Source organism: Sphingobium sp. TomTYG75, from assembly GCF_054771635.1.
The window spans coordinates 1,979,988-1,993,839 of sequence record NZ_BSRE01000001.1; the positions used below are offsets into that span (position 1 = coordinate 1,979,988).

15 protein-coding genes and 1 other RNA gene are annotated in these 13,852 nt (G+C 62.6%); 10 read left to right on the forward strand and 6 right to left on the reverse strand.

What is annotated here, in order from left to right; translation table 11 throughout:
- Positions 1–24 precede the first annotated feature (24 nt).
- The 9 genes from ACYU81_RS10025 (at position 25) to ACYU81_RS10065 (ending at position 7,639) form a co-directional block, all read left to right on the forward strand.
- Positions 25–2,391, forward strand: coding sequence for a chemotaxis protein CheA (locus tag ACYU81_RS10025; RefSeq protein WP_460987506.1), 2,367 nt, complete (start codon positions 25–27; stop codon positions 2,389–2,391).
- 10 nt (positions 2,392–2,401) lie between these two features.
- Positions 2,402–2,839, forward strand: coding sequence for a chemotaxis protein CheW (locus tag ACYU81_RS10030; RefSeq protein ID WP_460987507.1), 438 nt, complete (start codon positions 2,402–2,404; stop codon positions 2,837–2,839).
- A 76-nt stretch (positions 2,840–2,915) separates the two neighbouring features.
- Positions 2,916–3,281, forward strand: a complete 366-nt coding sequence (locus ACYU81_RS10035; protein WP_196225378.1) for a response regulator — start codon at positions 2,916–2,918, stop codon at positions 3,279–3,281.
- Between the two features lie 54 nt (positions 3,282–3,335).
- Complete coding sequence (locus ACYU81_RS10040) at positions 3,336–4,418, forward strand: chemotaxis protein CheB (RefSeq protein WP_460987508.1); 1,083 nt, start codon at positions 3,336–3,338, stop codon at positions 4,416–4,418.
- Positions 4,415–5,287 carry a CheR family methyltransferase gene (locus ACYU81_RS10045; RefSeq protein ID WP_460987509.1) on the forward strand — a complete coding sequence of 291 codons (873 nt, stop codon included), beginning with the start codon at positions 4,415–4,417 and terminating at the stop codon, positions 5,285–5,287. Before ACYU81_RS10040 ends, ACYU81_RS10045 begins: the two co-directional genes overlap by 4 nt.
- A 146-nt stretch (positions 5,288–5,433) precedes the next feature.
- Positions 5,434–6,132, forward strand: coding sequence for an N-acetylmuramoyl-L-alanine amidase (locus ACYU81_RS10050; RefSeq protein WP_460987510.1), 699 nt, complete (start codon positions 5,434–5,436; stop codon positions 6,130–6,132).
- 43 nt (positions 6,133–6,175) lie between these two features.
- An RNA gene (rnpB, locus tag ACYU81_RS10055) (RNase P RNA component class A) lies at positions 6,176–6,561 on the forward strand.
- A 212-nt stretch (positions 6,562–6,773) separates the two neighbouring features.
- Positions 6,774–7,322, forward strand: coding sequence for a J domain-containing protein (locus ACYU81_RS10060; RefSeq protein ID WP_460987511.1), 549 nt, complete (start codon positions 6,774–6,776; stop codon positions 7,320–7,322).
- Complete coding sequence (locus ACYU81_RS10065; protein ID WP_460987512.1) at positions 7,295–7,639, forward strand: (2Fe-2S) ferredoxin domain-containing protein; 345 nt, start codon at positions 7,295–7,297, stop codon at positions 7,637–7,639. Before ACYU81_RS10060 ends, ACYU81_RS10065 begins: the two co-directional genes overlap by 28 nt.
- Here ACYU81_RS10065 and ACYU81_RS10070 read toward each other — a convergent pair.
- Both ACYU81_RS10070 and ACYU81_RS10075 read right to left on the reverse strand, forming a co-directional pair.
- Positions 7,632–8,063, reverse strand: coding sequence for a hemerythrin domain-containing protein (locus ACYU81_RS10070; RefSeq protein ID WP_460987513.1), 432 nt, complete (start codon positions 8,061–8,063; stop codon positions 7,632–7,634). The two genes, ACYU81_RS10065 and ACYU81_RS10070, sit on opposite strands and share 8 nt — an antisense overlap.
- Positions 8,064–8,193: 130 nt before the next feature.
- Positions 8,194–8,805, reverse strand: a complete 612-nt coding sequence (locus ACYU81_RS10075; protein ID WP_460987514.1) for a superoxide dismutase — start codon at positions 8,803–8,805, stop codon at positions 8,194–8,196.
- 212 nt (positions 8,806–9,017) lie between these two features.
- On the opposite strand from ACYU81_RS10075, the gene ACYU81_RS10080 reads away from it, so the two are divergent.
- Positions 9,018–9,581 carry a urate hydroxylase PuuD gene (locus tag ACYU81_RS10080; RefSeq protein WP_460987515.1) on the forward strand — a complete coding sequence of 188 codons (564 nt, stop codon included), beginning with the start codon at positions 9,018–9,020 and terminating at the stop codon, positions 9,579–9,581.
- A 101-nt stretch (positions 9,582–9,682) separates the two neighbouring features.
- Here ACYU81_RS10080 and ispZ read toward each other — a convergent pair whose 3' ends face one another.
- The 4 genes from ispZ to dapF form a co-directional block, all read right to left on the reverse strand.
- Complete coding sequence (gene ispZ / locus ACYU81_RS10085) at positions 9,683–10,330, reverse strand: septation protein IspZ (RefSeq protein WP_460987516.1); 648 nt, start codon at positions 10,328–10,330, stop codon at positions 9,683–9,685.
- A 128-nt stretch (positions 10,331–10,458) separates the two neighbouring features.
- Positions 10,459–11,397, reverse strand: a complete 939-nt coding sequence (ftsY, locus tag ACYU81_RS10090; RefSeq protein ID WP_460987517.1) for a signal recognition particle-docking protein FtsY — start codon at positions 11,395–11,397, stop codon at positions 10,459–10,461.
- Positions 11,398–11,405: 8 nt separating this feature from the next.
- Positions 11,406–12,719, reverse strand: coding sequence for a tRNA (N(6)-L-threonylcarbamoyladenosine(37)-C(2))-methylthiotransferase MtaB (gene mtaB, locus ACYU81_RS10095; RefSeq protein ID WP_460987518.1), 1,314 nt, complete (start codon positions 12,717–12,719; stop codon positions 11,406–11,408).
- A 3-nt stretch (positions 12,720–12,722) separates the two neighbouring features.
- Positions 12,723–13,526 carry a diaminopimelate epimerase gene (gene dapF / locus ACYU81_RS10100; RefSeq protein WP_460988163.1) on the reverse strand — a complete coding sequence of 268 codons (804 nt, stop codon included), beginning with the start codon at positions 13,524–13,526 and terminating at the stop codon, positions 12,723–12,725.
- Positions 13,527–13,852 lie beyond the last annotated feature (326 nt).

Sequence of the window (13,852 nt, forward strand, 5' to 3'; positions counted from 1 at the left end):
CGCGCATCCGTGAAGGCCAAGGGAATGGACGAACTACTTCAGGAATTCATTGCCGAGACACAGGAAACGCTGGAAGCCCTGGCGGGCGAGGTCGTTGCCTGGGAGGCCGATCCCAGCGATCGCGACCGGCTGGACGCCATTTTCCGCTTCTTCCATACGGTAAAGGGCAGCTGCGGCTTCCTCAACCTGCCGCGTTTTGAACGGCTGAGCCATGCGGCCGAGGACGTGCTGTCGGAAATCCGCGCTGGAAACCGTACCGCCGATCCGGCGACGGTGAGCGCCGTGCTGGGCATTATGGACCGGATCGCCGAACTTGCCGAGGCGGTGGCGATCGGCGCTGCGCTGCCGGATGAAAATGACGACTATCTGATTGGCGCTCTCGCCGCACGCGAGGAAGGACCGGCGGCGGCGGCGGACGTTGCTCCCGCGATCGAGGCCGTGCGTCAGGGTGGCGCGCAGGCGGTGCCACGGACCATCCGGTTGCCGCTATCGCTGATCGATCAGTTGATGAACGGCGTGTCGGACATGGTGCTGGCGCGCAACGAACTGTCCCGCAAGCTGCGCGAACGGTCGAGCGACCCTGAGCTGGAAAGCAGCTTCGAACGGCTTTCCACATGCGTTGCCGACATGCGGGACGCCATTTCCAAGACACGGATGCAGCGCGTGGAGCGGCTGTTTACCGCCATTCCGCGCATGGTGCGTGATCTGGGCCGCGAACTGGGCAAGAGGATCGACCTGGTCCTTGAGGGCGGCGACGTCGAAATGGACCGCGAGATGGTGGAGATGGTGGTCGATCCACTGACCCATATCGTGCGCAACAGCATCGACCATGGCATCGAAACGCCCGAGCGGCGCCAGGCGCTGGGCAAGCCCGAAGCCGGGACGCTGAAGTTGCAGGCACGCCAGTCGGGCAATCAGATCGTGATCGAGGTCAGCGACGACGGGCAGGGTATCGACACCGGGCGACTGGTGGAAAAGGCAGTCTCAGCAGGCAAGCTGACCCGCGATGCCGCCGCCAGAATGAGCGAGGCTGAAAAGCTGGAGCTGATCTTCCAGGCCGGGCTGTCGACCGCCAGCCACGTAACCGCGATATCGGGCCGGGGGGTCGGAATGGATGTGGTGCGCGCCAATGTGGAGCGTATCGGCGGCGTCATCGCGCTGCACAATGAGCTGGGGCGGGGATTGCGGATCGTGCTGCGCGTTCCGTTGACGCTGACGATCATTCCGGGCCTCATCATTCGGTCTGGGGGGCTGCACTTCGCCATTCCGCGCGCGGCGGTGGTCGAGATACTGCACGATAATAACGAGACGCTGCACGTCGCCGAAGTCGGTGGCGCGAAGATCGCGACGATCCGTTCGGTGCGTCATTCGATGATCGATCTGGAAGATGTTCTGGGAATGGAGAAGTCCGCTCAGCCGGGTCCGCGCGCAATCATGGTGGTGCGATCCGCGACCGGCGTTCCCTTCGCCCTGGGTGTCGCCGCTGTCGATAACCATGAGGAACTGGTTATTCGTCCCGCGTCTCCGCTGGTCATGGCGACCGGCGTCTATGCGGGCATGACGCTGCCCGACAATGGCAAGCCGATGCTGCTGCTCGACGCGGCGGGCCTCGCCAATGCCGCGCGCCTGCCGAATGTTGCGGATGAACGGGCCAATGATCAGGCGGATGACAATGACGATGGCGCTGTCCGGGTCGAGATGGTGTCGGCCCTGCGTTTTGAGGAGCTGTCGGGCGAACGACGGCTGATCAAGCTGTCGCTGGTTGAGCGGGTGGAGGACGTTGACGCGTCGCTCTTTGGTCGTTCGGGCGCTCATGCCTTTGTGCGGCTGGATGGACGGCTGGTGCCGGTGGCCAACGGCGCGCATAAATTTACTGCCGATCATGTTTCGGCGCTGCGGCTTCGGGATGGCAATCAGGAAGCCTGCTATCCGGTCGCCGCTGTTCTCGACATCGTGGAAATGCCTGCCGTGCCCGACATGGTCGCCCTGCAAGGCGTGCTGAGCGGCGTCGCCATGGTCGATGGCGAACATCTTGAGGTCCTTAATCCCTTCGCGCTGTTTGCCTCCCTGCCAGATAGTGGCTTCGCAAGACGGGTTCGGGGACGGTGCGTCCTTGCTGACAGCGAGGATGGCTGGACGCGTGAGATATTGGCGCCCTTGCTGCGTCAGGCGGGCCATGAAGTCCTTCTGGGCCTGCCCCAGGAAGAGGCCGTCGATCCGGCGGACGTGGTTCTTTGTTCTGACCGTGACCTGACGCAGGCGGCCGAGATATTGGGATGCCGCATCGTTCAACTGCGCGCGTCACCAAAACCGGCGGGGCCAGAGGATGGCAGCATCTACCGCTATGATCAGGACGCCCTGATGGCGGCCATCACCGGCACCCGGCGCTAAGGAGGGATTTATGGAGCAGCTTTACCTTCTGGCGACATTGGCCGACACCCGCGTCGCCGTGGAGGCGAATGAGGTCGAGGCGGTCGTCAAGCTGGCCGACATCTCACCGGTTCCGGGCATGCTGGGGCATGTCGCGGGACTGTCCGCCCTGCGCAGCCGTGTACTCACGATCATCGACGTGCCCGCCCTGATCCATGGCGCGCCCACGCCGCCGGATCGGCGGGGCCTGGCAATCATCGCCGACATCAGTGGGCACAGCTATGGCCTGATGGTGGATGCGGTGCATGATATTTGCCAGGTGCCCGAAGGCGATCTGCCGCTGCGTGGCCAGTTGCACAGTGCCTGGGCACCGTATGCGCGGGCGATCGTCGAACAGGATGGGCATCCGCACCTGTTGGTTTCGCTGGCGAGCTTCATCGAGACCGGGCTGCTGGCACAGGCCGCATAAATTCCTGGCTCGTTTACGAATTACTCGGCTTTGGTGGCTAATCTTCCTTCACGGGGAAAAATCCAAGGGACGCTTCATGAAAAACTGTCTGGTAGTCGATGATTCGAAAGTCATCCGCAAAGTTGCACGGCATATCCTGGAATCACTTGATTTGTCGGTAAGTGAAGCGGTGGATGGGCAGGATGCCCTGACCCAATGCGAAGCCGCAGCGCCGGACGTGGTCCTGCTGGACTGGAACATGCCGGTCATGAGCGGAATGGAATTTCTTCAGGCGCTTTCCACCGCGAAGGTAACCGCTCGGCCGAAGATCATCTTCTGCACCACTGAAAATGGCATCAGTCATATCAAGGCAGCGGTGGAGGCGGGCGCCGACGAATATGTGATGAAGCCGTTCGATCGCGAGACGCTTGAAAGCAAGCTGTCGATCGTGGGCGTCATCTGAACCGTTGATTCGCTGATTCGCCCCAGTTCTTTCCTGTCGCCAGAAAGCCCATCAATGTCCGCCGTCACGCCTATCCTGGCCAGCCAGAGCAGACCGCAAGTCCGCGCGATGGTTGTCGACGATTCCGTCGTCGTGCGGACAATGATCGCGCGTATCCTGGATAGCGATCCGGCGTTTTCGGTGGTTCACAAGACCAACAGCGCCGAACATGCATTGGGCTATCTGGCCGCGCATGAGGTCGATCTGGTCCTGTTGGACATCGAGTTGCCGGGGCAGAGCGGATTGTCGGCGCTTCCCGCCCTTCTTCGCGCGAATCCCGGCGGCAAGGTGGTCATCCTTTCCGGAAATTGCGAGGAAGGCAGCGGAGCCGCGATCGAGGCACTGGCGCTGGGAGCGAGCGACATTTTCACGAAGCCCGGCAGCGGTTGCTTCGGCGAACAGTTTCCCCAGGTGCTGATCGATCGGCTGTCGCGCCTGTTCGGCGCCAATCTGGCACAGGGGGCTGAGGCGCAGCCGGTCGTCATGGCGGCGAGCAAGCCCACCGCTCCGCTCGCCTGCCTCGGCATCGGTGCTTCGACAGGCGGTATCCACGCGCTGAGTCAGTTGTTTGCCGGCATGACCGAGCCGCTGGGCGTGCCGATCCTACTGACCCAGCATCTGCCGGTCAGCTTTACATCCTATTTCGTACAGCAGCTTGCCCGGATGACCAGTCTGCGCGTGAAGGTTGGCGAGCAGGGCGAAATGCTGGTGCCCGATACCATCTATGTCGCGCCCGGCGACGCCAATTTGCAGGTCCGCCGGGGGCTATATGGGCGGGTGATGGTCACGCTGAATCCCCAGCGCACGCCTGCGGGAAACCTGCCCGGCGTCGATCCGATGTTCACCACCATGGCCGAAGCCTATGGGCCAGGCGCAGCAGGCGTCGTCCTGACCGGGATGGGCCGTGACGGCACGGTCGGCGGACATGACATCGTTGACGCAGGCGGTTGGATCGTGGCGCAGAATGAAACGAGCAGCGTCGTTTGGGGCATGCCGGGATCGGTGACAGCGGCTGGGCTCAGCTGTGCGTTGCTGGACCCCTATGCCATCATGGATTTCGTCGCGCGGCGCGGAAAGAGCAGAGGTTTGACACATTGACCCTTTCGACCGATTCATCCTCGAGCGGCGCCGCCCGCATCTTTTCGGCTCTGCTGGAGGCGCGCACCGGGCAGATATTGTCGGAAAGCCGCGCATGGCGGATGGAAACGGCGCTGAAGCCGGTCATGCGCACCCATGGCCTTGCCGACATGGACGAACTGGCCGCCCGCTTGCTGGGCAATCGGGATCCGCGGCTGGAAGATGAGGTGATCAACGCGCTGCTCAACAACGAAAGCAGCTTTTTCCGCGATCTCCAGATCTTCGACATGATCCACCGGCATATCCTGCCGTCCTTTTATGCGGATCGGCGCGACCGGGTGCTGCGGATCTGGAGTGCGGGCTGTTCCACGGGTCAGGAAGTCTATTCCCTCGCGATTCAATTGCGCAACGACATCGCGCGCTGGCGTGGCTGGCGCATCGAAATACTGGCGACGGACATTTCGACCGCCGCCATAGATCAGGCGCGCAGCGGCGTCTTTTCGCAGATGGACGTTCAGCGCGGTCTTGCCGTTGGCGACCTGATCAAATGGTTCGAACCCGCTGGAGACAATTGGCGCGCCAGTCCAGAACTGCGCCGGATGATCGATTTCCGGACGGACAATCTGTTCGATCCGAAGGCCCCATCGGGTGAATATGATCTGCTTCTTTGCCGCAATGTGCTGCTTTATTTCACGCCGGAACGGCGGCAGGAGGTATTCCGCCTTCTGAAGCGGCACAGCCAGGAAAAGTCGGTGTTGTTGCTGGGAGCGGGCGAGACCGTGATCGGCCATAGCGAGGATTTCATGCCCCATCCTGAATTTCGCGGCGGATATGCGCGGCGGCTGGAAACGGCGCGGAAGAGCGACGAGGCGCTTCGCCGCGCCATCTGACCAGGTTTTTGCGCACATCCTGTCCCTGACGCGGGGTCAAAGGGAAGTGCTTGCGCTTGATCGGCCTATCGCTCTCGGTCATTGTCTGCGGCAGTTGCCCGTCCTGATGCGGCGGGGCGAGGACAGATGATGGTTACGGGTTTCCGATGAGCGACATTCCAATGATCGAAACGCCGTCGCCCAATTTTGACGACCGCAAGCTGCCCATATCCATGCTGGTGCTGCATTATACCGGCATGCCGGACGCCCAGAGCGCGATCAACTGGATGGCCAGCCCGGAATCCAAGGTTTCCGCCCATTATGTGGTGACCGAGGAGGGGAAGATCGTCCGCATGGTCGATGAAGCCAGACGGGCCTGGCATGCGGGCCGGTCCCACTGGCGCGGCACGGATGACGTCAATTCGGCGAGTATCGGGATCGAAATCGTCAATCCTGGCCATGAATGGGGTTATCGGCCCTTTGCCGAGGCGCAGATTGAGGCACTCATTCCGCTGATGCATGACATTGTGCAACGTCACGGCATCACGCGTGGCAATATCGTCGGGCATAGCGACGTCGCCCCGGCGCGCAAGCAGGACCCGGGCGAGCTTTTCCCCTGGTGGCGACTGTCCCGGCTGCGTCTGGCGCTGCCGCGTCCCACCCGCAATCTGATGGACCCGCTTTGGTCGGACAGTGCTTTCCTGCTGGCGCTGGAGCGCTTTGGCTATGACATTGCCGAGCCCGATGCGGCGGTGGTCGCGTTCCAGCGGCGCTTCCGGCCGGAATTGATCGACGGGGTGATCGATGGCGAATGCCGTGCGATCCTGCTCGCCTTGTTGCTGCCAAAGCCGAGGGGCGATGAATAAGCGGGGATGACGGGCGCGCGCAGTGCGTGTATAGCGCGCCGTGCCAGAGGGCCGGGCGGCCGCGGCGTGGCGGGTAACTTCCACGGCGAGGAAAGTCCGGGCTCCACGAAATGACGGTGCCGGCTAACGGCCGGCTGGAGTGATCCAAGGGACAGTGCAACAGAAAGCAGGTCGCTAACGCTTCGGCGCAGCGAAATTGAAAGGGTGCGGTAAGAGCGCACCGCGTCTCCGGCAACGGAAGGCGGCACGGTAAACCCCACCGGGAGCAAGACCGAATAGGGGCGGCGCGCAGCTTCGACTGCTAGGCCAGTTTCGGCTGAGACCGCCCGGGTTGGTTGCTTGAGGGACGGAGCAATCCGTCTCCTAGAGGAATGGCCGCCCATCTCCGCAAGGAGTGGACAGGACCCGGCTTATAGGCCCTCTGGCATTTAAGATCCTCCCCATCGTCAGATGGGGAGGGGGACCAGCCGGAGGCTGGTGGAGGGGCCGTCGCGTTAGCGACGGTTGCACCGCCGCTCCCCTCCACCATTCGCTTTGCGAACGGTCCCCCTCCCCCCGCTTCGCGCGGGGAGGATGAGATAGCAGTAATTTCATGAACCGCCGGGGTGGCGTTCTGCCTGCGGCTTACCTAATTGGGACCGATGGCACGAAGCAGCCGATCAAATGACTGGGGATTTCCCCGCTGGCGCAGCTACGGCGCATCGCGTGAGGCGCAACAGGTGCGCATGTGCGACCGGTATGGCTGTGACCAGCCGGGCAACTGCCCCGCGCCCAAGTCGCCCAACAGCCCGGAACGTTGGTATTTCTGTTCCGATCATGCGGGCGAATATAACCGCAACTGGGACTATTTTCAGGGGCTGGACAAGGAAGAGCGGGAGCAGCGCGAGCGTGCCGAGCGCCGCGACGCTGGCGGCTATCAGGGCAGCGCCTATCATGGTTGGGGCGGGCCGGGTGACGGCAGCCGGTCGCGGGACGAGCTTCACGCTTTGAAAGCGCTGGAACTGGAGGACGACGCCGATTTCGAGGCGGTGAAAAAGAGCTGGCGGCGTCTGGCCAAGGAATATCACCCCGACGTGAAGCCGGGCGACGCGGACGCCGCCGTCCGTTTCCAGACGATCCAGGCCGCCTATGAAGTGCTGCGGTCGGCGGAGGAACGGCGGACGTGGAAGCCGCGGGAGACCGTGGATTGAAGGATCAGGTCCGGTCCAACTGGCAGAATGCGGTCTTGGTCTGCCGCAAATGTTCGAAGAAGCTGGATGGGGGCTTTGGTCCCGATGGGGACGAGCGGCTCGCCAAGGCGCTACGGAAGTGGTTGTCGCTGAAGAAAGGACGCAAGGCGGCGGCGGGGATTATCGAGGTGAATTGCCTCGGTGTTTGCCCCAAGGGGGCGGTGACCGTGGTCAATGGCGCGCAGGCGCGGGACTGGCTGCTGGCCCGGCCGGGCGCTGATCTGGACGAAGTCGCGCGAAGCTTGGGTCTTGCCCCGGCCGATGGCGGGGTCAGCTAGCCTGTTTGAGCGGCGGCTCAAGCCCCGCTTGGGCGAGCAGGGGCATCAGCAGTTTCTCTTCCTTGCGCATCCGGTTGAGCAAGGCATCGATGATCTGGCGGCTTTCGCGGCAAAATTCGGGCCATTCGCGAGCAATGCGATCATCGCTCCATCGGGACATATAGTGGGTGAAGTCTAGCGCCAGCGGCGCCATTTCCGCTTGCAGCTTCGCCGCTGTTTCCCGCAGGGGTGCATGTGCCTGCCGCTGCATCGCGGGATAGAAGATATGGTCTTCCAGGGCGAGACGGGACATTAATTGCCGGGCAAACTGCCAGCGGAAGGTGCCAAGCTGGCGGGGCGTGGCGTTGTCGGAAATCAGCTGCAAAAATCCATCGGCGGCTACGTCAAGCGCGTCATGCTGGCTTTGTAATTGCTGCAGGTCCATCGGCCGTTTCCAAACATAGGATAAGATGCTTTTCGCACGGCGCCGTTAATAATCCGTTCTTTTCGGCGGATATTGACCGAGGGAGGCGCCGTCCGCCGCGCCTTTCGGGCGGCGGACGGCGTGAAAAGCATCAGCCCGGCTGATCGGCGCGGCTCGCGCCTTCGCCGTCCAGATTCAGCGCCACGAAATCCCAATCGATCGCGTCCTTCAGCAGGCGCTCGGCATAGTTGGGGCGCAGATTGCGATAGTCGATATAATAGGCATGTTCCCACACATCGAGGATCAGCAGCGGCGTGTGGCCATGCGCGACAGGGGTGTCGGCGTCATGATAGCTGGTGACTTCCAGCTTGCCGTCCTTCAGGATCAGCGCGGCCCAACCGCTGGCGAAATGGCCGACGGCCTCGGCCTTCAGCTTTTCGATCAAGGCATCGACCGAGCCGAAGCCTTCGTTGATGAGGGCGAGCAGCGTGCCGGTCGGCTGCTTCTTTTCCGGCGACAGCGACAGCCAGTAGAATGTGTGATTCCAGATCTGTCCGACCTGGTTGAACAGCGCGCCCTTGCTGCTCTTGATCAGCTCGACCAGCGACTTGCCCTGCAGGGCGGGGTCTGCGACGACCAGTTCATTCGCCTTCACGACATAGGCATTGTGATGCTTGCCATGGTGATAGTCGAAGGTTTCAACCGAAAGAATGTCGCCAAAGGCATCCTTGGGGTAAGGCAGATTGGGCAGCACAAAGGCCATGTCGGAACTCCTCGGGTTCTTGGGATGGATGGCGGCATAACGGGTATGCCACCGAAAGGGTCCCGGCCCCGTAGCAGCCTTATTGCACTGCGGAAAACAGGATATTTTCGTTTAGCTGCATGGAAATATCCATGTGACAGCAGCGTAACGATGACATAGAATCATCGGTCAGGCCGTTCACAAATAGCGGCCGGATAATAGGGGACGGATCAATGGCAAAATTCTTCGGTAATTTGCATCTCGTGCTCGCCGTGGGGCTGGCGTTTGCGCTTGTGGTGATTTTCTCGGTTCCGGCGAACACGATTCCAGAGCAAGCGATCCTGCGCTGGCTCCACCTGTTCTTCGGCATCGTGTGGATCGGCCTTCTTTATTATTTCAACTTCGTCCAGATCCCGACCATGCCCAAGGTTCCGGCCGAGCTCAAGCCGGGCGTGTCGAAGTTCATCGCGCCTTCGGCCCTGTTCTTCTTCCGCTGGGGCGCGGCGCTGACCGTGTTGACCGGGGCAACCATCGCCTGGCGCAGCGCCTATCTGGTGGAAGCGCTGACGCTTCAGCAGGGCTTCGTGCTGATCGGCGTGGGCATGTGGCTGGCGCTGGTGATGGCGTTCAATGTGTGGTTCATCATCTGGCCGAACCAGAAAAAGGCGCTGGGCATCGTGCCTGCCGAGGATGCGGTGAAGGCCAAGGCTGCGACCACGGCGATGATGTTTTCGCGCATGAACACCTTGCTGTCGTTGCCGATGCTTTACTGCATGGTGAACTTCAACGGCGGTTGATGATGAATGCGCGGGCGGGGCTGGTTGAGGCTGGCTCCGCCCTGCGTTTTATATGATGTGCTCCTGCCTTCGCAGGAGAACGGTAGTATAAGGGTTCTCCATCACCCCTGCGGCGGGGTGGTTTCGCCGATTTCCTCGCTGTCGATATTGTTGCCTAGCGTCAGTCCGTGGCGCGTAAGCATCGGGATATTGGCGAGGGCGAAGAGCAGCGAGACGATGGTGACGCCCCAGACTTTCACCGACAGCCATGCGTCGAAGGTCATTGAGTGGCGCATCAGTTCATTGGCGATCGCCATGGCGACAAAGAAGAAGCCCCAGTTGCGCGACAGCTTGCGCCAGCCTTCGTCGGTGAGGCCGTCATAGGCGGCTTGCAGCAGATATTTGAGCAGTGCCTTGCCGCGGAGCAGCCCGCCGAACAGCATCAGGGCGAAGAAGCTGTAGATGATCGTCGGCTTGATCTGAATGAAGCTCTGATCCTGGAAATAGATGGTGAGGCCGCCGAAAAAGAGGACGAGCATCGCTGACAACCACAGCATCGGCGACACGCGGCCGAGCTTTATCTTCGAAATGATCACGGCGATGACGATCGCGGCCATGAATGCGGCCGTGCTGAGGGTCATCGCGGTAATCGGATTGCCGGGACCCCAGATCCAGCCCGCGCCCTTGTAGCTCAGGAAGAAGACGAGCAGCGGGCCGAAGTCGAGCGCAAGGCTCAGATTGCCGCCGTGGGTGGGTTTTGTTTCAGTCATTGTGCATTTCCGTCCTCCCAGCGTTGAAATGAGGCGCGTGACTCATTTCAACTGGGATCTTATGAGGCTGGGTTGGGCCGTAGCGGCCCGAGATCCCAGCGTTCGCTGGGATGACGGAGGTTGGGAGCTTATCGCGCATAGGCTGTTCCCGCGATCGCGCGCGCCATGTCGCCTGCGTCGAAGGGGCGCAGATCCTCGATCTTTTCACCGACGCCGATCGCGTGGATGGGCAGGCGATATTTCTCCGCCGCCGCGACCAGCACGCCGCCGCGCGCGGTGCCGTCCAGCTTCGTCATGACGAGGCCGGTCACCTGCGCGACTTCCTTGAAGACCTCGATCTGGTTCAATGCATTTTGTCCCGTGGTCGCATCCAGCACCAGCACAACGTCATGGGGTGCGGCCGGGTTCAACCGGCCGAGGACGCGGCGAATCTTGGCCAGCTCGTCCATCAGCTCGGTCTTGTTCTGGAGGCGGCCTGCCGTATCGACGATCAGTACGTCGATGCCGGTGGCGGTCGCCTGCTTCACGGCATCGAAGACGATGCCTGCCGCGTCGCCGCCTTCCTTGCCCGCGACGATGGGGATGCCGAGGCGGTCGGCCCAAACCTTCAATTGCCCGATCGCGGCGGCGCGGAATGTGTCGCCCGCCGCCAACATCACGCCATAATCCTGCTCCAGGAAATTATTGGCGAGCTTGGCGATGGTGGTGGTCTTGCCGGAGCCATTGACGCCGATGACCAGGATCACCTGGGGGCGAGGGAAGGCTTCGATCTCCAGCGGGCGGGCGACCGGGGCGAGGACCTTCTCGATCTCCTCCGCGATGATCTCGCGCAGATAATCTTCGGTGAGTTCGCGGTTGTAGCGGCCTTCGGATAAGCGATCACGCACGCGGGCAGCCATTGCGGGGCCGAGGTCGCTGACGATCAACGCTTCCTCGATCTCGTCGAGCGTCTGGTCATCCAGAGCGGCCTTGGTGAAGAGGCCGGTGAGGTTTTCGCCGAGCTTGTCGGAGGTGCGCTTCAAGCCGCCGAAGAGGCGGTCGCGCCAGCTGGTGCCGGATTCAGTCATTGCCGAGCCTATTGCGCGATCAGCACGCCATTCTCAAGGGCCGTGATGGTCGCGGGCGTGATGGAGGAGGGGGGCTGGGGCGTTTCGAAACGCACCGGAGCGAAATTTTCCGCATGGCCGCTGAGACCGTTGCGCTCGACCAGCACAGACTGGGTGCTGCCAATGAGGCTTTGCAGCCATTGCTGGCGCTGCGCTTCGCAGGCCGAGCGGAGGCGGGCGGCGCGGGCCTTTATGGTGGCGCGATCAACCTGCGGCATGCGGGCAGCGGGTGTGCCCGCACGCGGGGAGTAGGGGAAGATGTGGCCGTGGACGATGGCGCATTGCTCGACCAGCTTCAGGCTGTTTTCGAACATCGCTTCGTCCTCGGTCGGGAAGCCGGCGATTATGTCTGCGCCGATGCTGATGGCGGGGCGGGCGGCCTTCAGGAGCTCAACTATGCGGATGGCGTCGGCGCGCATGTGGCGGCGTTTCATACGCTTGAGGATCATGTTGTCGCCAGCCTGGAGCGACAAATGGAGGTGCGGCATCATGCGCGGCTCATGGGCGATGAGGTCGAAGAGGCGGTCGTCAATCTCGACGCTGTCGATGGAGGAGAGGCGCAGGCGCGGCAGGGAGGGCACGGCTTTCAGGATGCGCTCGACCAGCAGGCCAAGCGAGGGTGATCCGGGGAGGTCGGGGCCATAGCTGGTGACGTCCACGCCGGTGAGCACGATTTCCTGATAGCCTGCTTCCACAAGCTCGCGCGCCTTGTCGATGACGGCGCCTGCGGGGACGGAGCGGCTGTTTCCTCGGCCATAGGGTATGATGCAGAAGGTGCAGCGGTGGTCGCAGCCATTTTGCACTTCGAGGAAGGCGCGGGCATGTTCGGCGAAGGCGCTGGCCATGTGCGGCGCTGTGTCGCGGACGGCCATGATGTCGGAGACGTTCACGACCGCCTCCGCCTCACACGTCACCCCAGCGAAGGCTGGGGTCTCATGCCCAACGCCGTGCCCTGCCGCCTGAGATCCCAGCTTCCGCTGGGATGACGGGTAGTGGGTGGGGTCGAGTTTCTCGCGGTTGCCAATCACCGCATCGACTTCCGCCATCCGCGCAAAGGTTTCCGGCTCGGTCTGTGCGGCGCAGCCGGTGACCATGATCCTCGCTTCTGGCCGTTCGCGGCGGGCGCGGCGGATGGCTTGGCGGGTTTGGCGCACCGCTTCGGCGGTTACCGCGCAGCTGTTGACGACGATCAAGTCGTCCTGCCCGCCTGCCATCTCGCGGATGGCTTCGCTTTCCGCGATGTTGAGGCGGCAGCCGAGGGTGATGATCTGCGGGCCGCTCATGCTCTAAAAGCGGGTCCAGTCGGCCTCGCCATCGAAGACGTGGGTGGCGGGGCCGGTCATCATGATGTGGCCGCCGGGCTGCCAATCGATGACGAGGTCGCCGCCGGGCAGGGTCACGCGGGTGGGGCCGCTGACGAGCTTGCGGCGCACGGCTGCGACGGCTGTTGCGCAGGCGCCGGTCCCGCAAGCGCGGGTGAGACCGGCGCCGCGTTCCCACACAACGAGGCGGATATGATTGTTGCCAATGATCTGTGCGAAGTTGACGTTGACGCGGGCGGGGAAGAGCGGATCACTCTCTATCAGCGGGCCAAGACGCTCAAAGTTCACACCGTCCAGATCGTCCACGAAGAAGACGACATGCGGGTTGCCGACATTGACAGCGGCGGGGGCGGGAAGGTCTTCCCAGCTGACCGGCATGGTGAGCATGTCCATAGCGTAGGCGAGCGGGATGGCGTCCCAGTCCAGCCGGGGCGCGCCCATATCGACGGTTGCGCCGCCATCGATCGCCTTGGCTTCTAGCAGTCCCGCCTTGGTTTCGATCAGCACGTCCCGGCCGACGAACAGGGGCACGCAGCGGGTAGCGTTGCCGCAGGCTTCGACTTCGCTGCCGTCGCTGTTGAAGATGCGCATGGATACGTCCGCGCGATCGGACTGGCCGATGAGGATGAGTTGGTCGCAGCCTATGCCTGCGTGGCGGTCGGCTATGGCTTGGGCGCGGGTGGGGGTCATTTCGACCGCCCCCTCGCGCGCGTCGATCACCACGAAGTCATTGCCCAGCCCGTGCATTTTGGAAAATCGGCCCATAATGGTCGCGCATGTAGGGGGTGTGGGGGGAAAAGGCCAGAGTTGCCCTTCATCCGTCACCCCGGGCTTGACCCGGGATCCCGCTTACTTGCGCGGGACCAAGCGGGACCCCGGATCAAGTCCGGGGTGACGGGTAGAGAATGTGGTTCGCGTCATTGCATCCCTCCCCCCTTTCCGCTAAGGGCCACATCGCAATTGGGCGGTTCGCCGTCTGATACCCTGACAGATCCATGGCGCTCACAAGGGAGCACCGGATGGACGCTGGCCGGCGAGTTTTCGCCCGCCGGCGGTTTTGTCGTTTAGCGGGGTGGTGCTGTTTTCCGGGCTTT